Origin of the sequence: Pseudomonas sp. R19M (genome assembly GCF_050312585.1) — a bacterium.
Taxonomy (GTDB): domain Bacteria; phylum Pseudomonadota; class Gammaproteobacteria; order Pseudomonadales; family Pseudomonadaceae; genus Aquipseudomonas; species Aquipseudomonas palleroniana.
On record NZ_JBNPJV010000047.1, the window covers coordinates 1 to 18,698 of the forward strand.

Annotated in this window: 9 protein-coding genes, 2 rRNA genes and 1 pseudogene; 7 read left to right on the forward strand and 5 right to left on the reverse strand. The window is 58.5% G+C overall.

What is annotated here, in order from left to right; genetic code table 11:
• Together ACQRBT_RS08550 and ACQRBT_RS08555 are read left to right on the forward strand one after the other, a co-directional pair.
• Positions 1-5,913: pseudogene (locus tag ACQRBT_RS08550) on the forward strand (LapA family giant adhesin); the annotation flags it as partial.
• A gap of 139 nt (positions 5,914-6,052) precedes the next feature.
• Positions 6,053-6,391: a hypothetical protein gene (locus ACQRBT_RS08555; protein WP_060756940.1), complete on the forward strand. Its 339-nt coding sequence runs from the start codon at positions 6,053-6,055 to the stop codon at positions 6,389-6,391.
• Between the two features lie 35 nt (positions 6,392-6,426).
• Here the strand turns inward: ACQRBT_RS08555 and lapD are convergent, their stop codons facing one another.
• Positions 6,427-8,373 carry a cyclic di-GMP receptor LapD gene (gene lapD / locus ACQRBT_RS08560; protein WP_090367676.1) on the reverse strand — a complete coding sequence of 649 codons (1,947 nt, stop codon included), beginning with the start codon at positions 8,371-8,373 and terminating at the stop codon, positions 6,427-6,429.
• Positions 8,374-8,386: 13 nt separating this feature from the next.
• Positions 8,387-9,079 (reverse strand): cysteine protease LapG, encoded by a 693-nt coding sequence (lapG, locus tag ACQRBT_RS08565; RefSeq protein WP_104995131.1) that lies wholly within the window; start codon positions 9,077-9,079, stop codon positions 8,387-8,389.
• A gap of 250 nt (positions 9,080-9,329) precedes the next feature.
• On the opposite strand from lapG, the gene ACQRBT_RS08570 reads away from it, so the two are divergent.
• From ACQRBT_RS08570 to ACQRBT_RS08590, 5 genes are all read left to right on the forward strand, one after another.
• Entirely contained in the window at positions 9,330-10,040 is a 711-nt protein-coding gene (locus ACQRBT_RS08570; RefSeq protein WP_060756943.1) for a GntR family transcriptional regulator, read from the forward strand.
• A gap of 373 nt (positions 10,041-10,413) precedes the next feature.
• Positions 10,414-11,172 (forward strand): DUF3050 domain-containing protein, encoded by a 759-nt coding sequence (locus tag ACQRBT_RS08575; protein WP_090367678.1) that lies wholly within the window; start codon positions 10,414-10,416, stop codon positions 11,170-11,172.
• Entirely contained in the window at positions 11,169-12,116 is a 948-nt protein-coding gene (locus ACQRBT_RS08580) for a diiron oxygenase (protein WP_412047763.1), read from the forward strand. The genes ACQRBT_RS08575 and ACQRBT_RS08580 overlap by 4 nt, the downstream gene beginning before the upstream one ends.
• Positions 12,113-15,493, forward strand: a complete 3,381-nt coding sequence (locus tag ACQRBT_RS08585) for an amino acid adenylation domain-containing protein (RefSeq protein WP_412047762.1) — start codon at positions 12,113-12,115, stop codon at positions 15,491-15,493. The genes ACQRBT_RS08580 and ACQRBT_RS08585 overlap by 4 nt, the downstream gene beginning before the upstream one ends.
• 19 nt (positions 15,494-15,512) lie before the next feature.
• Complete coding sequence (locus ACQRBT_RS08590; RefSeq protein ID WP_161550380.1) at positions 15,513-15,971, forward strand: SRPBCC family protein; 459 nt, start codon at positions 15,513-15,515, stop codon at positions 15,969-15,971.
• Positions 15,972-16,009: 38 nt separating this feature from the next.
• Here ACQRBT_RS08590 and ACQRBT_RS08595 read toward each other — a convergent pair whose 3' ends face one another.
• From ACQRBT_RS08595 to rrf (ACQRBT_RS08605), 3 genes are all read right to left on the reverse strand, one after another.
• Positions 16,010-17,890, reverse strand: a complete 1,881-nt coding sequence (locus ACQRBT_RS08595; RefSeq protein ID WP_060756948.1) for a methyl-accepting chemotaxis protein — start codon at positions 17,888-17,890, stop codon at positions 16,010-16,012.
• Between the two features lie 328 nt (positions 17,891-18,218).
• Positions 18,219-18,334 (reverse strand): 5S ribosomal RNA (rrf, locus tag ACQRBT_RS08600).
• Positions 18,335-18,442: 108 nt separating this feature from the next.
• Positions 18,443-18,558, reverse strand: a 5S ribosomal RNA gene (gene rrf / locus ACQRBT_RS08605).
• Positions 18,559-18,698 lie beyond the last annotated feature (140 nt).

The following is an 18,698-nucleotide window of genomic DNA, read 5'->3' on the forward strand; positions in this document are numbered from 1 at the left end:
GTCCTGACCGCGACCAACACTGTGGGCGAAGGCGGCAACATCGTTTACACCGCCAGCCTTGTGGATAAAAACGGCGCAGCAGTAACCAACATCGCTAGCCCCCTGACGGTCACTCTGGATAACGGTAAAACCATCACCATCGGTGTGAACCAGTCGAGCGGTTCTGTTTCGGTAGTCGCTCCAAACGACGTCTACAAAGGCGACCAGACCGTCACCACCGCGATCAAAACGGTGACCGGCGGCGAGCACTTCGAGAACTTGGTACCGGGCACTACGCCGGTAAATACCACCGTTACCGATACTCCGGGCACTGCTGACACCACCACCGTGACCCTGACCGCGCCAAGCGCAGTTAATGAAGGTGGTCAGATTACGTACACCGCCACGCTTTCTAACAAAGCAGGTACTGACGTCACCCTGAAACTCGACAACGGTTCCACCATCACCATCAAGGCCGGTGACACCGTCGGCACCGTGACCGTCCCGGCACCGAGCGATGACGTGTTCATCGACAAGAGCACCCAGACCGTCAAGATCACCGACGCTACCGGCGGCAACTTCGAGAAGCTGGAAGTCGCAGGTAACGGCGCGACAACGACCATCAACGACACCATCGACAAAGTCGATGTGGTCCTGACGGCCACCAACACCATCGGTGAAGGCGGCAACATCGTCTACACCGCCAGTCTTGTGGATAAAAACGGCGCGCCGGTAACTAACATCACCAACCCACTGACCGTCACCCTGGATAACGGTAAAACCATCACCATCGGTGTGAACCAGTCCAGCGGCACCGTCACCACCGTGGCGCCGAACGACGTCTACAAAGGCGACCAGACCGTCACCACCGCCATCAAAGGCGTCACCGGCGGCGAGCATTTCGAGAACCTGGTACCGGGCACTACACCGGTGAACACCACCGTTACCGATACTCCGGGCACTGCGGACACCACCACTGTGACCCTGACCGCGCCAAGCGCAGTTAACGAAGGCGGTCAGATCACTTACACCGCGACCTTGAGCAATAAGGCCGGCACCGACGTCACGCTGAAGCTGGACAACGGCTCGAGCATTACCATCAAGGCTGGCGATACCGTCGGCACCGTGACCGTTCCTGCACCTAGCGATGACGTGTTCATCGATAAGAGCACCCAGACCGTCAAGATCACCGACGCCACCGGCGGCAACTTCGAGAAACTGGAAGTTGCAGGCAACGGCGCGACAACGACCATCAACGACACCATCGACAAAGTCGATGTGGTACTGACGGCCACCAACACCATCGGTGAAGGCGGCAACATCGTCTACACCGCCAGCCTTGTGGATAAAAACGGCGCACCGGTGACCAACATCACCAACCCGCTGACCGTCACCCTGGATAACGGTAAAACCATCACCATCGGTGTAAACCAATCCAGCGGCACCGTCACCACCGTGGCGCCGAACGACGTCTACAAAGGCGACCAGACCGTCACCACCGCCATCAAAGGCGTCACCGGCGGCGAGCACTTCGAGAACCTGGTACCGGGCACTACGCCGGTAAATACCACCGTTACCGACACTCCCGGTACAACCGATCTCACCACCGTCACGCTGACCGCGCCAAGCGCAGTCAACGAAGGCGGCCAGATCACCTACACCGCCACCTTGAGCAACAAGGCCGGCAGCGACATGGTGATCCAGCTCGATAACGGCTCGAGCATCAGCATCAAGCAAGGTGCAACTGTCGGTACGGTGACCGTCCCGGCGCCAAGCGATGACGTGTTCATCGATAAGAGCACCCAGACCGTCAAGATCACTGGCACCACTGGCGGTAACTTCGAAGGTGTGAGCATCACACCGGGCGGCGCAACCACTACCATCAACGACACGATCGATGATGTGACCGTGTCGCTCAAGGCCACGGGGTCTACCAGCGAAGGCGGGCAGATCATCTACACCGCGTCGCTGGTCGACAAGAACGGTGTGGCAGTCAACAACGTCGGTTCCGACCTGGTGGTGAAGCTGGATAACGGTTCGACCATCACTATCGGTAACGGCAAGTCCAGCGGCGTCACTACCGCCACCGCGCCTAACGATGCGTACGTGGGCGCCAACGATGTCAGCAACAAGATCACCGGCGTGGTCAGCGGCGGTGACAAGTACGAGCACCTGATCGTCGACGGCAGCACCGTAGTCACCAAAGTCACCGACGTGGTCAACAACACCACCATCAGCATCACTGGCGACACATCGGTGACCGAAGGCGCAACCGCGCACTACACCCTGACCCTGAGCAACCCGGCGCAAACCGATGTGACCGTGACGCTCAAATACAGCGGCACCGCTACCGACGGCTCGGACTTCAACGGCGTGTACACCGTGAAGATCCCTGCCGGCTCCAGCAGCGTGCCGTTTGATATCCGTACCATCGATGACAAGATCACCGAGCCGACCGAGCAGATCGTCATCACCATCGACAAAACCACGGGTGGCAACTTCGAGAACCTGGTGGTCGACAAAGGTAGCGTCAGCACCAACATCATCGACAACGATGCGCCGCCGGTCATCGACCTGGATGCCAACAACTCCAGCGGCGCAACCGGTGCCGACTACAAGACGACCTTCACCGAAGGCACCGCCGGGCCGGGTGTGTCGATTGCCGACACGGATATCAAGATCACCGATCCGGACAGCACCCTGCTGACCGGCGCGACCGTCACCCTGACCAACGCACAGGCCGGTGATGCACTGAACCTGGGCAACAGCGTGAATGGCATTACCGTCAGCACCAACAACCAGACGGGCACCATCACCCTGACGTTGTCGGGCAGCGCCACGCTGGCTGACTACATGCAGCGTATCCAGAACATTACGTTCACCAACAGCAGCCACGACCCGAGCACCACGCCGCGGACCATTACCGTCACCGTGACCGATGGCGGCAACTACTCCAACGTGGCCACCACCACCGTCAACGTGGTGGCGGTCAACGATCCACCGGTGGCGACCGGCAGTGCCGTGACCGGCACCGAAGACACGCCACTGGCGCTGACCTGGGCCAACTTCGGCGTGACCGATGTGGACTCGCCACAAAGCAGCCTTGGCGTGAAAATCACCGACCTGCCGGTGGCCGGCAAACTGCAATACCTGGCGGCGGATGGCACGACCTGGACCAGCGTGACCGCAGGCCAGACCTTCACCAAAGCCCAGATCGACGGCGGCCAGTTGCGCTTTATGCCGAACGCCAACGAGTCCGGCGCCGACGGTTATGGTGGCACCGGTGTTGGTAACAAGCAGGCGGATTACGCGCAGTTCAAGTTCCAGCCTACCGACGGCAAGGACCTGGGCAACAGCGCCACAGTGAAAGTCGACATCACCCCGGTGGCCGATGCTCCGACCCTGAACGTGGCCGACAACAACGTCAATTCGATCGGCTTGCTCAAGCAAAGCTGGAACAGCGTTTCGGGTCTCGGCACCAACGGGAACGGCGCAGCACCGGCCGACCTGAAAAACGCCATTGATAACGCCGGCACGCCAAACAGCAGCGGGTTGGTGACCAACGTCGAATCCACCACCAATGTCACGGCAGGCAGCGGCTCGAAGATCTCCGGCCTGATGTACATGGAAGCCGGCAAGACCTACACCTTCAGCGGTACCGGCGATGACAGCCTGGTGATCAACGTCGGCGGCAAAGACGTGGCCAGCGCTCAGTGGGGCAACAACAGCGGCAAGTTCAGCGGCTCGATCACACCGACAGTGAGTGGTTATTACAGCCTCGAGATCTATCACGCCAACCAGTCCGGCCCTGGCAGCTACGACGTCAACCTGTCGGTCAATGGCGGCCCGGTTCAAGACCTGAGCACCAGCGGCGTGCCGCTGTACACCGGCATCACCGACCTGACCAACGCCGGCGTGACCGTCTCCGACCTGCATGGCAGCAACGGCGACGGTTACTACGTGGGCTACAAGCTCAACGAAGGTCTGGAAAACGGCACCGTCAAGCTGTCCAAGGTCACCACCGCACTGACCGACACCGACGGCTCGGAAACCCTCAGCGTGAAGATCAGCGGCATACCGGCCGGCTCCGTGCTCACCGATGCATCCGGGCATACTTTCACCGCGACCAAGGCTGTGGGCGAAGTCAACGTGACCGGTTGGGACCTGAGCTCCCTGTCGATCAAGCCACCGACCTACTACAGCGGCCAGTTCAACCTGGCGGTCACCTCGACCTCCACCGAAAGCCTCGGCGGTTCTGCAACCACCACCGCGCAATTGCCGGTCACCGTGTACCCGGCGACCTATAGCGCCGCCACCGGCACCTCGGGCAGCGACTCGCTCACCGGCACCGATGGCAACGACATTATGGTTTCCGACATCGGCGGCCTGAACGTGGTGCAGGGCAAGAACTACAACATCGCGTTCATGGTGGACAGTTCAGGCAGCATGACCCCGGCTTCGATCAGCGCGGCGAAAGACTCGCTGACCTCGGTGTTCAACTCGCTCAAAAACAGCCTGGGCGCCAACACCTCGGGCACGGTGAATATCTTCCTGGCAGACTTCGATACCCAAGTGAACAAGTCGGTCGCGATCAACCTCAACGATCCGAACGCGCTGAACGTGCTCAAGGGGGTACTGGACTCGATGACATCGGGTGGCGGTACCAACTATGAGGACGTGTTCAAGACCACGGCGAACTTCTTCCAGAGCGGCCTGGCGACCAGCAACACCGGCGCCACCAACCTGACCTACTTCATCACCGATGGCCAGCCGACGTACTACCAGAGCGGCGAGCAGACCAACCCGACGATTTACAACACCAAACTCGACGATCTGGTGACGACGTCCAACTACACACTGGGGACAACGTTCAGCAAGTACCTGGATAACACCCACTACTTCAGCATCGACACCTCGGGCGCAGCGCAATTGCAAACCTGGAATGGATCGCGCTGGGTCCTTAACAATCTGGGCACCCTTCACGCCCAAGGTGACGGCACCTACGAGTTGTCCAACCTGAACGGTACAGGCTACAGCACCGATTCGGCGACGTTGAGCAACGCCAAGAGCGCGTTTGCGCTGCTGGGTGGGCTGTCGCAGGTGGAAGCGATCGGTATCAACGGCGATGTCAGCCTCAATGACCTCAAACCGTACGACAGCGATGGCAAGCCGCAAAGCAACATCGATCCGAAGGACCTGGCCAATGCCATCCTCGGTCACACCGAGGCCACGCTGCCTGGCAGCGACACCGTGAACGGCGGCGACGGCAACGATATTATCTTCGGCGACCTGGTGAGTTTCAGCGGCGTTACCGGTGAGGGCTACAACGCGCTGCAAGCCTTTGTGGCGCAGAAAACCGGCGTAGCCGTGACGGACGTGACCCCTTCGAACGTGCACCAGTACGTGACCGAGCACTACGCCGACTTCGATGTGTCCGGCGCCAAAGACGGCAACGACACGCTGCTGGGCGGCGCAGGCGATGACATCCTGTTCGGCCAGGGCGGTAATGACTACCTGGACGGCGGCAAAGGCAATGACATCCTGTTGGGCGGCACCGGTAACGACACGCTGATCGGCGGGCCGGGCAACGACATCCTGATCGGTGGCTCGGGTGCCGACACCTTCGTGTGGAAAGCCGGTGACGTCGGTAACGATGTGATCAAGGACTTCAAGGCGTCGGAAGGCGACCGCATTGATCTGCGGGATCTGTTGAAGGGTGAAACGGACAGCACCATCGACAACTACCTGAAGATCACCACGGTGGACGGTGTGTCGACCCTGCAAGTGAGCAGTGAAGGCAAGCTCAACGCCGCCGGTGGCCTGGCCAATGCCGACGTGACGATCAAGCTGGAAGGCAATGATTGGTCCCACACCAGCATCAACTCGCTGATCAGTGGTGCCGACCCGACCATCAAGATCGACCACACCGCCTAAGCCTCGGATATCGGCCGCCCTCACCGGCGGCCGATTTCGTTGCTGGCCCTGCCGGGCGGTTGCATCGCATACTTGTGCCTATCAACACACTGTTGGCCGATGCTGGCGACGGCGTGTGGCTCATTTTCGAGGGGTTCTTATGTTTTATGTGCAACGTGATGCCCAGGGCGCGCTAAGCCGCGTGGAGGCCGCCGCCTTTGCCGAGTCGACCGAAACCCTGCCGGCCGATCACCATGAGATCCAGGCCTGGTACGCCAACGAAGTGGTGGAAACCAGCCTGGCGCAACTCAAGCAGAGTGACCTGGAGATGATCCGGGTGCTCGACGACTTGATCCAGGTGCTGACCAGCAAAGGCATTATCAGCGTGACGGACCTGCCGCCCGCTGCCCAGGCAAAACTGATCGACCGTACCCACGCGCGGGAATCATTGGGTGGGTTGAGCCACTTGATCAATGATGAAGAGACTGGGCTGATCTGAGTGCTGGAGTGCTCAGCCCACGCAATAGACCCGCATTACTTCCAAGGCGCAGGCTCGCCAAATAACTGCCCCTGCACGCCGAAGATCCCCATCTCGCGAATCACCTTCAACTCGCCCTCGGTCTCGACGCGCTCGGCGATCAACGGCAAGTCGATGCTGTGGGCCGCACGCTGGATCGCCTCGATAAACAGGCGTTTGTCGCTCTCCTGGTCGATGGCACGGATGTAGCTGCCGTCGATCTTCAGGTACGCCAGGCCCAGGCGCGCCAAGTTGCCGATCATGCTGAAGCGCCCGCCAAAACGCTGCAGGCTCAGGGAAAAGCCCAGCTCGCGCAGGCGATGGGTCAATTGCTCCAGCAGGGCCTGCTCCGGCAGTTGTTCCTCGCCGATCTCCAGGGTCAGGCGCGGGCCCAGGTTGCTGTGCTGGCGTAGCAGTTCAACAATCCGATTCAGCGCCTGGGCGTCCTGCAAGGTCGCGGCCGAGAGGTTCAGCGCCAGGCTATGGGTGTGGCCGGCCATCTGTTTGAGCACTTGTTCGAGCATCAGGCGGTCCAGGCGGGACGTCCAGCCGAAGCGTTCAAGCCACGGCAGGAAACGCCCGGCGGGTATCGTATGGCCGTCTTCATCCTGCAGGCGTGACAGGACTTTATAGTGCAGCACCAATTGCGGGTCCTGGCTGGCCACCACCGGCTGGAAATACAACTCGAAGCGCTGCTGCGTCAGTGCCTGGTCCAGCAACCTGTGCCAAGCATGGTGATCATCACCAACACTGGCGGCGGCGCTATGGTCAAGGCATACCCAACTGCTATCGCCCTGCCCCTCAGCTTGCGCCAGGGCCTGGTCAGCCAAGGTCAGCAGCGCCTGGGGGGCATCGCCATGGTTGAACGGTGCCAGGCCCATGTAAGCGACCGGCGTGACATCGCTGGCGCCGGTGGCCTGCAGGCTGTGCAAGGTGCTTTCGAGGTTCTGCGCCAATTGCAGCGCCTCTTCACGCATCAGCCCCGGCGCCAGCACGGCGAACTCACCACCGCGAATACGCGTGACGAGGTTGTGGGTTTCCGGGTACGGCTCGCACTGGCGCAGCAGTTGCTGACCGACCGCTTGCAGCAACTGGTCAGTGCGCTGGCCACCCAGGCGCTGGTTGAGACCGGCCAGGTCCTTGACCCGCAACAGCAGCAGATAGCCGGTGCTGGTGTCTTCCGGGTTGCTGACACGAGCGTTGAGCTGCATCTCGAAGTAGCGACGATTGGCCAGGCCGGTGAGGTTGTCCTGATAGGATTCGGTGCGCAATTTTTCGCTGCGTTCGGCCTGCTCCTGGAACAGCGCCTTGAGCTTTTCTACCATCTGGTTCATGGCCTGTACCACGCGCCGCAGTTCCGGCGTGCGGGGCAGCTCAGGCAGGCTGAGGAATTCGCGGCGGGCGATGGCATGGGACTGCTTGACCATGTAGTCCAAAGGTTTCAATTGTCGCCGTAGCAACAGTGCGCCGAGCACCGCACTGACCGCGCCGCACAGCAGCAGCCAACCGAGACTGCCCAGGGCGCTCTGCCAGAGTTTGGCCAGAGCGAACATCGGGTGGCTGATCACCTCCACCCGCGCCGCCTGCTCCCAACCACGATTGACCAACGCATCCCCCCCGGCCGGTTCCAGGCCGATCAACTTGACGAACCAGTCGGGCACGCCATTGTTGTCGGGAATGCCGCTACGCTCGACGATCGTCTTGTCGGTTGCCAGGTCCACCACGCGGATGCTCGCGTAATAACCGCTGTCGAAGATCGAACTGACCAGCAGCTCCACCATCGCCGGATCGTCGATATTGGGCGTCAGCGACAGCGCCAATGCCGTCGCCGCATCCTGTGCGTGGGAGCGCAACTGGTTGACGTATTGCGTGCGCGAGCTCTCCAGGCTGACCATGAAGCTGCCGCTGAAGGCGACTACGAGGAACAGACAGATTGCGATCAACAGTTGTTTGAACAAAGACACCGATCAGTTACTCCTAGTTGGCAGGCTCGGCTGGGAAGCCTTCCGCACGCATTTTTCTCAACACATCCTGCCAGCGCGACAAGCGTTTGGTATCGCCGACTTTCTTGTTGCCCTTGGCACCCGGCAAGTACAGCCCCTCGGCGTTGAATGAGTACACCGGAAGCAGGTCGGTACGGCGGGTGGCCGGGAGGATCTCGTCCATCAGGCTGTCGAGCACCAACGGGATAGCGTCGGGGGTCGGATAGTAGGTCAGGACCATGTGAGCGCGATTCTGACGCAAGGCCTTGACGTAAGTAATGCGCAATTTGTCGCTGGAAACCCCCAGGTGGCGCAGGCTGAAATACTTGGCGATAGCGTAGTCTTCGCAATCACCGGCACCCTTCCACAAGGCTTCGACAGGCGTCTCCCAATAGTCTTCCACATGCCACAGATCGATGTCTTCCGTGTAGGTCATGTGCTGGTTGAAGAACAGGTTGACGACCTTGAGCTGCTCTTGTTCACTGACTTGTTTCTGCGTCGCGAGCAGCCGCTGCCACTCGTCGATACGTTGCTGCCCCTTCCCCAACGGTCCGTACAAGGCGGTGGCTTTGCGACTGATCTGGGAGAAATCCCAATCGGCATGCAGCCCGCCGAGCATCAAGCCGGCCAACAATAACGCTGAAAACAGCCAGCTGAGGATTCGAGAAGAAATAAAACTTACCGCCAAGGCGTTCAGTCCGTGAAGAAAGACGGAATTTCAAGGGATGGTGAAGCTTTGACCCGGAAAAAACAATGGCACAGTGCAATCATTCATGAGCCGGCCAAATTTATAACCGCAATTTGTGGGATGCACAAAGTACTTCCTGTAAGCCCTTACAAACGGAAACTTTGGTTGTTTGACAAGCGTGCAACCCATCTTTAGTGTGCATTGGATCCAATTAAACACACTCTATTCAAGAAAGGAGGATAGCGTAACCGTGACGCAGAAGCCGAACCCTTTAAGCAGCATCAAAATCAGCGAGCCTATTCCCGCCCATCTTGCCCGCTCCGTTATTGAAGAAACATTACGAAACGCCATTCTCGATGGGCGTCTGCCCTGTGGCACGGCTATGCGCCAGCAAGAACTGGCCAGCCTGTTCGGTGTCAGCCGCATGCCCGTGCGAGAAGCCCTGCGCCAACTGGAGGCACAGTCCTTGCTGCATGTGGTGACCCACAAAGGCGCCGTGGTAGCCCCCTTGATCGAGGACAATTCGGCTGAGACCTATGGCTTGCGCATGTTGCTGGAGTCCGAAGCGTTGCGCTTGTCGATCCCCTTGCTCACCGACGCCGACATTGAAGAGGCCGAATCTTGCATCAATGCTCTGGAGCGTGAAAAAGACTACACCGAGATCGGACGCCTCAATCGCCTGTTCCACATGGCCTTGTATGGCAAGGCACCTAACCAGCGGCTACTCAAGTTGGTCGAACATGGGCTGAACGAGGAGGAGCGGTTCCTGCGCTTCAACCTCGAGGCGATGGGCCTGGGCCCGACGTCCCAGGAAGATCACCGGGAACTGCTGAGCCTGGTGGCACAGAAAAAAATCGACGAGAGCATCCTTACGCTACGCAATCACCTGATGCGCGGGATGGAAGTGATCGCCAATTACCTCAATGGTCTCGACACCAGCGACAATAAAAGGTCCCTGTAAGCCCTTCCCGCTCCCCCTCCCTGACTGTTTATTAAGCGGGACAACTTCTATCTGGAAGCGTCCCGCGCTAATCAGTTATAAAAAATTGAACACGCTCAATTAAACCGACCGACAACAAAGAAACTTCCCACTTTTAAAAAGACAATTTCCGCCCACTGTTATTTTTCGAAAAAACATCTAATACATTTATAAGCTCACCCAAACGTTTATTCAGCTTATTATCTTCGCCCAACAGCCCCAGCCTCGCAATTGGCAACACACACCGTTATCACGGTGGAGCTGCGCCCGCGGCCCCGACTTGGCGCCACCCGTCTATTTAATAATTAATAAATCCTTATCACTGCTCAGAGCATTCGCAATACAGGCGTCAACCATGCACCAACATCTACTTGAACAAAAAAGACTGCAGTTGTGCAGCCACCCGCTATTTATAGAAATAACTTCACTCCGTAAGTTACAAATCTTTATGGAGCACCACGTATTTGCCGTTTGGGACTTCATGACACTGACCAAACGCTTGCAGCAGGACCTGACCTGCACCGGGATCCCCTGGTTCCCACCCTCCGACCCACACGCGGCCCGCCTGATCAATGAAATCGTGTTGGCCGAGGAGTCGGACGAGCATCCAACTCGCGGCTACAGCAGTCACTTCGAGCTGTACCTGGATGCAATGGCAGAAGTGGGCGCCAGCACACTTGCGATCACACGCTTCATTGACCTGCAGCTTCAGGAAGTGGAGGCAAACGCAGCCTTGCAAGCCGTCAGCGCGCCCCTTGGCGTTGCTCGCTTCGTTGACTGCACGTTGCAGATCGCCTGGAACGCACCCAGCCATTGTGTGGCGGCAGCCTTCCTGCACGGCCGCGAAAGCGTCATTCCGTCGATGTTCGAACGCATCTCGCGCAGCCACGGATTCATTGAGCGTGAGGCACCTACTTTCCATCACTACCTCAACCGCCATATCGAGATGGACAGCCACGCGCATGGCCCGGCAGCCCATCAGTTGCTCCAGCGCCTGATCGGCGCAGACCCGACGCGCCAGAAACAGGCCGACAGCACTGCAATCAGCGCCATGGAAAGCCGCATCCTGTTTTGGAACGACGTGCAGGCCTCGATGCGAGAGGCGCACCCATGAATACCATTGGCTACCGCTCGTTTGCCGAAGACTGGGAACGTCGTGCAACCATCCGCACTCGCCCCCGACGCCTGCTGGAGAACGACGAAAAATTAATCTACCCCCTGTGCCGCCAACCGCTGGTACTCAGCGAGACCTTTCTTGACCATTGCCCGCAATGGCGCGACTTCGTACTGGCGCAAAGCTTTTACCAATTCGTCAATAATGTGGTGATCTTCGAAACCGAGATCGTCGACAAGACCGCCCGCAGCATTGCCAAAAACGGCTTCTCGCTGCCTTTCCCGGCGGCCTGTCGCGTCGACGCGATGACCGTCGTGATCGATGAGGATTACCACGCACTGGTCGCACTGGACTTCCTGCAGCAAGCCGTGCACATGACGGGTATTGAGCCTCTCGAACTCCCCCGGCAAATCGAGCTGAGCCGCGCCCTGCCGGCAGCGCAGGCGGGCGCCCCGGCGCACTTGCACGATGCCGTGGAGTTGATTGCCGTGGCCATTGCCGAAAATACGGTGACGCAGGACGTAGCGGCGTTCTCCAAGGACGACAGCGTCAAGCGGTCCATCCGTGGCTTGATGGCTGATCACTTGGCTGACGAGGGGCGCCACGCGCAATTCTGGACGCAGTTGGTACGTCTCTACTGGCAGGGGGCAAGCCCGGAGGACCGTGACAGCATTGCTGAAATCCTGCCGGTTTTCCTGACGCATTACCTGACCAATGAGCTGCAGAAGGACTTCGATCTGCACCTGATCGAGCATTTGGATATCGATCTCGACATCCGCGTGACACTGCGCCATGAGATCGGCGCGATGGACTTTCCTATTACTCGCCGGCATCCGCTGGTGGGCAACATCATGAGTTTTCTACATCACAGCGGTGTGCTGCAAACCCCCAGTGTCGCCCAGGCTTTAAATGACTACCTGGTTCAGCCGGGGAGGTTGGCATGAGGTGCTTGACGATTGGATGGGGCTCCTCAAGCGAGGCCCTCGGGGCCATCAGGCAGATGATGGAACAGTACGGGCACGCAGCCGGGGTGGAGGCGGTCGATCTGGTGATCGAGGACGGTAGCCAACCGCTGCCGAGTGTATTTGCCGACACACCCCGGCTGAGCCTGCGCGTGGGCATCGGCCCGATCGGTGCACACGGGCTGCCTGCACTCCAGTTTCGCTGTTACAACCGTGAGCGGTGCCTGCTGGCCGTGCATGACGTTTGCGCGCAGCCAAGCGGTAACGGCCAGAGGCTGCGCCAAGAGGCAACGAACGCACTGGTGGAATGGGTCGCCGTGCTGGTCAGCGATTTCTCGAGAGACCCCGATTATTTCTGCGCACCGGTCACTATTAACGAATGGCCCGAACAAGGTTTGCAAGGGCTGGAAGCATTGGCGTTTTTGCACCGCTTCAATCGTAGCGCGCAACCGGCACTGTTGCAGGCAGCCCAGGTGCCCATGATCGAACGGTTGCAGACGAGCCTTCAGGCCTACGCCCATCGGCCTGCGCTGAATATCGCGGGGCAGGTGCTGACTTATCACCAACTTCACGCATACGCCTTGGCGATACAGGAGCAATTGGTACCCCTGCTGGGAAGCCGTGAGACACCCCAGGTAATAGGCGTGTGCCTGGAAAAGTCCGTCGAACTCTACGCCAGCGTTCTCGCGGTGCTGGGGTGCGGCGCAGTGTATTTACCCCTGTCACCCGATCACCCGGTGCAGCGCCAACACAGCATGCTGGAAAGCATCGGAGCCTGCATGCTGTTGGAAGACGGCCGGCACCCTCTAAGGGAGCATTTCGATACACTGGATGTCAGCAGGATCGACCCGCGCCACAGCGATTGCACGCAGCCGCTGATGCATTATCGGCCTTGTGTAGACGCGCCTTGCATGGCGTTGTTTACCTCGGGCAGCACGGGTCAACCCAAGGGCGTATTGCTCAGCCAACACAACCTGGCGCACTTCACCGCCTGGCTCGGTGCCTGCGTGATGATGGATCAGCAGAGTCGTGTGCTGCAGTTTTCGCCGTTGAGTTTCGATTCGTCGCTGATCGACATCTTTCCGGCCCTGATGGCTGGCGCCGAGTTGATTGTGCCTGCTGCAGAACAACGGCTGGATCCTCTGCAACTGGTCGAGTTGATTCGTCAGCAGCGCGTCACCCATGGGTTTCTACCGCCGGCATTGCTCAGCATCCTACCGCTGGACCAACCATTGGGCCTTACCCATGTGCTCACCGGTGGCGACTTCTGCGAGCCTTACGTGATCGAGCGACTGGCGGGCCAGTGCCAGTTGCACAACCTCTACGGCCCCACTGAAGCCACGGTACTGGCGACCCACCGGACATTCCAGCTGGGTGACAGCCATCGCAACATCGGCCGTCCCATTGCCAACAGCCAAGTGCTGATCCTCGACGAGCACCTGCGTCCGGTGGAGGATCAGGTGGTCGGCGAACTGTATATCGCCGGCCCCGGCGTGAGCCTGGGCTACGTGAACGCAGCATCACAGGCCGACAGCCCTTTCGTTACGCTGACCTTGCCGGACGGACAGTTGCTGGCGACTTACCGCAGCGGCGATCTGGCCAAGTGGACGCAAACCGGAATCGAGCTGTGCGGTCGCCGGGATGACCAGATCAAGATCCGTGGCTTTCGAGTCGAACCTCAGGAGATCGAGCAGTGCCTGCGCAACAGTCGCCTGTTCCGCCAGGTGGCCGTGGTAACCAACCCAATGCACAGGATCATCGGTTTTGCCGCTCAGCCGGAGCCCGGCGCCACACTGGCAAGCCTCAAGGAACACGCGCGACAGTGGTTGCCTGAATACATGCAACCCGTGAGCTGGAGCGAGTTGCCAAGCATGCCCCGCTCAAGCAATGGCAAGATTGATCGCCAGGCGTTACGAGCACTGTCGCCTCCTGCCGCTCGTGAGGTGACTCATTACACGGCACAAACCCCTCTTCAAGCGCAGTTGATGGAACTGTGGGCGGAGTTACTAGGGTTGGCTGTGCACGAGTTGTCTATCGACGACAGCTTTTTCAACCGGGGTGGCCACTCCATTCTGCTGTCGAACCTCTTGTTGCGCCTGCGCGAACGGTTTGGCCGCAGCCCTTCCTTGAGCCGTTTCTTTGAAACACCCACGATCCGTACGCTTGCAGCGCTGATGGAGGGCTGCGCACTGCCCCAGACACCCTCAAGCCTGATGGAGAAAGATGCGACAAGGGTGCTGGGGGTCGAGATGCTGCATGGGGACTGTGCAGGTGACCCGCGCAAGGTCATTGTCACAGGGGCTAACAGCTTTGTCGGGGTCCATATTGTCCAGGCGCTGCTGGATGGCGGAGCACATGAAGTGGCGTGCCTGATCCGGGAGCTGCCTGGCGATTGCGCGGCGGCTCGGTTCAGCGAGGCGTTACGAGCCTATCGCCTGGAACAACATCTGGACCTGAGCCGCGTGCGGGTGTACCCCGCTGACATGCGCTTGCCTCGCCTGGGCCTTGCCTGCGACGTGTATGAGCACCTCGCGCGCAGTTACGGTGTGTTGGTGCACAACGCCGCCCAGGTCAATCACGTAATGGATTACGCCTTACTCGCCAAGGACAACGTCGAGCCGATCTTTGAGTGCCTGCGCCTTTGCGAAACCTATTGCAAGAAGGTATTCAATTTCATTTCGACACTGTCCGCCTGCAGCAGTATCGACGCCCATAGGCACGTTCTAGAAACCGGTGCCGCGAGTACGTTGCCGCTCTATATGAAAAATGGCTACAACCTGTCCAAGTGGGTCGCTGAACGCTTGCTGGGACGTGCCGTCGCGCAAGGCGCCTGGGTGAATATCCTGCGACCGGGGAACATCAGTTTCAACAGTCAAAGTGGCGTTTGCCAGCCGCAGAAAAATCGGTTGATGTTGATGCTCAAGGGGTCCCTGCAATTGGGGCTGGCGCCACAGCTGGATGTGAATTTCGATCTGATGCCCGTAGATTTCCTGGCCCGCTTCATAGCGTTCCACGGTTCATGTTTTTGCGCTGGGCGAAATGTTTTCAACCTGCACAACCCACAACCCTTGAGCTGGGATCAGTATCTCGATGCGTTCAGCCAGGCTGGGCACATTTTCCAACGGGTAAGCATTGAACAGTGGCAACGGTCACTGCGCGCAGTAAGCCGTGATAATGCGTTGTTTGGTGTGTTGGGTTTCTATCTGGGCGTGCTGGGTGAGGATATCGGTGACACGTCGATGATCTGTTATGACAACGCACGCTGGGGGGTGGAGAAGATGGGTACACATTACCCGCCAAAAGACCCGGCATTGCTACGTAAGGGTTGCGACTACCTCAGGACCACCGGCTTTCTCTGAATTGCTTCAGGACATCTTCATGAAACCGCTACAACCCGATACGTTAATCCGTAACCCTAACGGCACACCGATCCTGGCCTCCATCGTTGTCCCTTGCGAGGCAACTCGCCTGTGGGCGTTGGTGGGCAACTTCGCAGGCTTTGATGCCTTCGTTCCAGGCCTGTCGCGCATTGAGATGACCGGCGCAGGCGTGGGTGCATTGCGCACGAAATTTTTCGACAATGGGCATTGCGTCGTGGAGCAACTCAACAGTCGAGACGAAGCCGCCATGTCGATGACGTGGACCACCCTCTACAACACCTTGGGCTTGGCCCAATTCTGGGCGGCGATGAGTGTGCAAGCACTTGGCGCAAGCAGCTCCAGGGCCACCTGGACGCTTGTGGGTGAGCCATTGGCTTCAACGCAAGTAGAGTTCGAAGCGTTTGTGCAGGCGTTCGCGGACAGCGCACTGCGTAATGTGCGCCGAATGCTTAGCTGAGCACTCGGAGCGAGTGGTCTCGCTCCGGTGCAGCACGGTTAGATCTTGAAGCTATCGACCAATTGCTTCAATCGGCTTGCCTGTTGGGACAGGGCATCGCAGTCCCTCAGCGTTTCGTTGAGGTTGGCCACACCCTGCTGGTTAAGCAGATTGATCTGGTTGATGTCGACATTGAGGGTTTCAACCACAGCGGTTTGCTCCTCGGTGGCGGCAGCCACCGATTGGTTCATACCGTCGATTTCTACGATCCGCTGGGTCACGCTGACCAACCGTTCACCCGCCTGATTGGCGACTTCAACGCTCTCCTCGCTGGAGGCCTGGCTGGCATTCATAGTGGTCACGGCTTCACGCGAGCCCACTTGCAGGGAAGTGATCATTTTGTGGATCTCTTCCGCCGACTCTTGCGTACGATGCGCCAGGTTACGCACCTCATCCGCCACCACGGCAAACCCACGCCCGGCTTCACCCGCACGAGCGGCTTCGATCGCTGCGTTAAGGGCCAACAAGTTGGTTTGCTGGGAAATGCCTTTGATCACATCAAGAATGTGACCGATGTTGTCGGTGCTGGCGTTCAGGGTTTCGATCTGAGTGCAGGACAAACTGATCTTCTGCGACAACTCCGACATTGCCTGGATAGTTTGCTCAACGACCTTGCGACCATCGTCAGCCTGTTCGCTGGCGCCACTGGCGTGCTGCGAAGCATCAGCAGCGTTACGTGCGATTTCCTGGGTGGCGGCGCCCAGTTCGTTGATCGCCGCAGCCACGCTATTGGTACGTGCACTCTGCTCATCGGAACCGATGATCGACGCATTGGATGAGGCCATCACGCGTTGGGACAGATCATGCACCTGACGCGTTGCCGACGACACTTCGGAAATGGAAGCGTGGATACGCTCAACGAACTGGTTGAACGCGCTACCCACTTCACCGAATTCGTCTTTGCTGGTCACGTCGAGACGGCGGGTCAAGTCGCCTTCCCCCTGAGCAATGTCTTGCATAGCAACGCCCATGGTCGTCAACGGACGCAGCAATACCTGAATCAACAGACTCAGAAGCACTGCGATAGCTATCACAGCGACCAACATCGCAATCAATGCCGAGGTGCGGAACTTGCCTAGTGGCGCGTAGGCTTTGTCTTTGTCGATCGACAGACCAATGTACCAGTCTGCGCCTGGCAAACCGCTGATGGGGGTGAACGAGAGGATGCGATCCTGACCATTGAGGACTACGTCCTGGTTGGCTTTCTCGATACGCAGGTTGGTGCCAGGGTAGATATCCTTCAGGTTTTTCATCACCTGGTCCTGGTCAGGGCTGACGATGACCTGGCCGTCGCCACTCACCAGGAACGCATGACCGATACCGCCGAAGTCGACCGAGTTGATGATCTTCACCAGGGTTTGCAGGCTCAAGTCACCGCCAACAACGCCGAGCAACTCGCCGTTCTTTTTCACTGGCATGGCGATCGTCACGATCTGCCCACCCACAGCCGCCATATAAGGAGGAGTAAGCATGGGTTTGTCGGCCACTACTGCTTGCTTGTACCAAGGGCGCTGACGCGGGTCATAGCCGTCAGGCATCTTCGCGTCGGGGCGCTGGGTGAACACGCCGTTGGTTTGACCCACATAAGTGAACTGGAAATTCGATGTGAACGCTGGCTGATCGACCAACCCAGGAAGGTCGGCACCGCTGCCTTGATGGGCAATGTTTTGCGTCAGGTTTTCGAGTACCAAAATGCGCCCACTGAGCCAGTTCTGCACGCTGCTGGCGGTGAGTTCACCGGACTGCTGAATGGACGATGCCAAATTTTGCTTGATGGTACTGCGCTGCAGGTAGTCGTTGTAGAGCGTGAATAATGCGAAGGCCAAAACCACGACGCCTGACGCGGCCAACAGAATTTTATGACTGAACTTAAGATTCATTTCATCGACTTCTTTTGCCAAAGGGGGATGAGCGTGCCGAGTGGAACATTCCATGTAAGGGATAGGCGGACTCTTGGGCCGCTCTATTTCAGTGCACGCATGGCTCATCAGGCTTTCGGCCAAGAATCGATAAATCTTAGAAATATTGTGAGAGGTGTCCTGTTTGAGCGTAGGAAAGAGACAGGCGGTAGTTCTGTCGTCCATTGCCGCAGCGCAAGTGCTGGCAACGCGCGTAGGGGCCCAGGGCTGGGTTTGATGCTGGGGCAGCATACCCCCTTAAACGACAAAACCCCTGTCTGCATTGGCAGACAGGGGTTTCGGAATTTAATCTTGACGATGACCTACTCTCACATGGGGAAACCCCACACTACCATCGGCGATGCATCGTTTCACTGCTGAGTTCGGGATGGGATCAGGTGGTTCCAATGCTCTATGGTCGTCAAGAAATTCTGTATACCAGTCCGTTGCATTTGCAACGTGCCGGTGAATTTCATGTGCTTCTACATAAAACAAAACCCCATCTGCTTTCGCAAATGGGGTTTCGGAATTTAATCTTGACGATGACCTACTCTCACATGGGGAAACCCCACACTACCATCGGCGATGCATCGTTTCACTGCTGAGTTCGGGATGGGATCAGGTGGTTCCAATGCTCTATGGTCGTCAAGAAATTCGGGTACTGAGTCGTAGCCAGTCGGCTTCGCTTCAGCAAATTGGGTATGTAATAGAAGTCGGTGTCTTGTGAGCGTCGAACTTTCGGTTCATAGCGTCTTCACACACCGCAATCTGGCCTTTCGACTCAAATTGC

Excerpts from the sequence above, each read along its gene's own strand:
- ACQRBT_RS08585 (WP_412047762.1), top strand. The coding sequence starts at position 12,113 with ATGAGGTGCTTGACGATTGGATGGGGCTCCTCAAGCGAGGCCCTCGGG.
- ACQRBT_RS08590 (WP_161550380.1), top strand. The coding sequence starts at position 15,513 with ATGAAACCGCTACAACCCGATACGTTAATCCGTAACCCTAACGGCACA.
- ACQRBT_RS08555 (WP_060756940.1), top strand. The coding sequence starts at position 6,053 with ATGTTTTATGTGCAACGTGATGCCCAGGGCGCGCTAAGCCGCGTGGAG.
- ACQRBT_RS08595 (WP_060756948.1), bottom strand. The coding sequence starts at position 17,890 with ATGAATCTTAAGTTCAGTCATAAAATTCTGTTGGCCGCGTCAGGCGTC.
- ACQRBT_RS08575 (WP_090367678.1), top strand. The coding sequence starts at position 10,414 with ATGCACCAACATCTACTTGAACAAAAAAGACTGCAGTTGTGCAGCCAC.
- ACQRBT_RS08580 (WP_412047763.1), top strand. The coding sequence starts at position 11,169 with ATGAATACCATTGGCTACCGCTCGTTTGCCGAAGACTGGGAACGTCGT.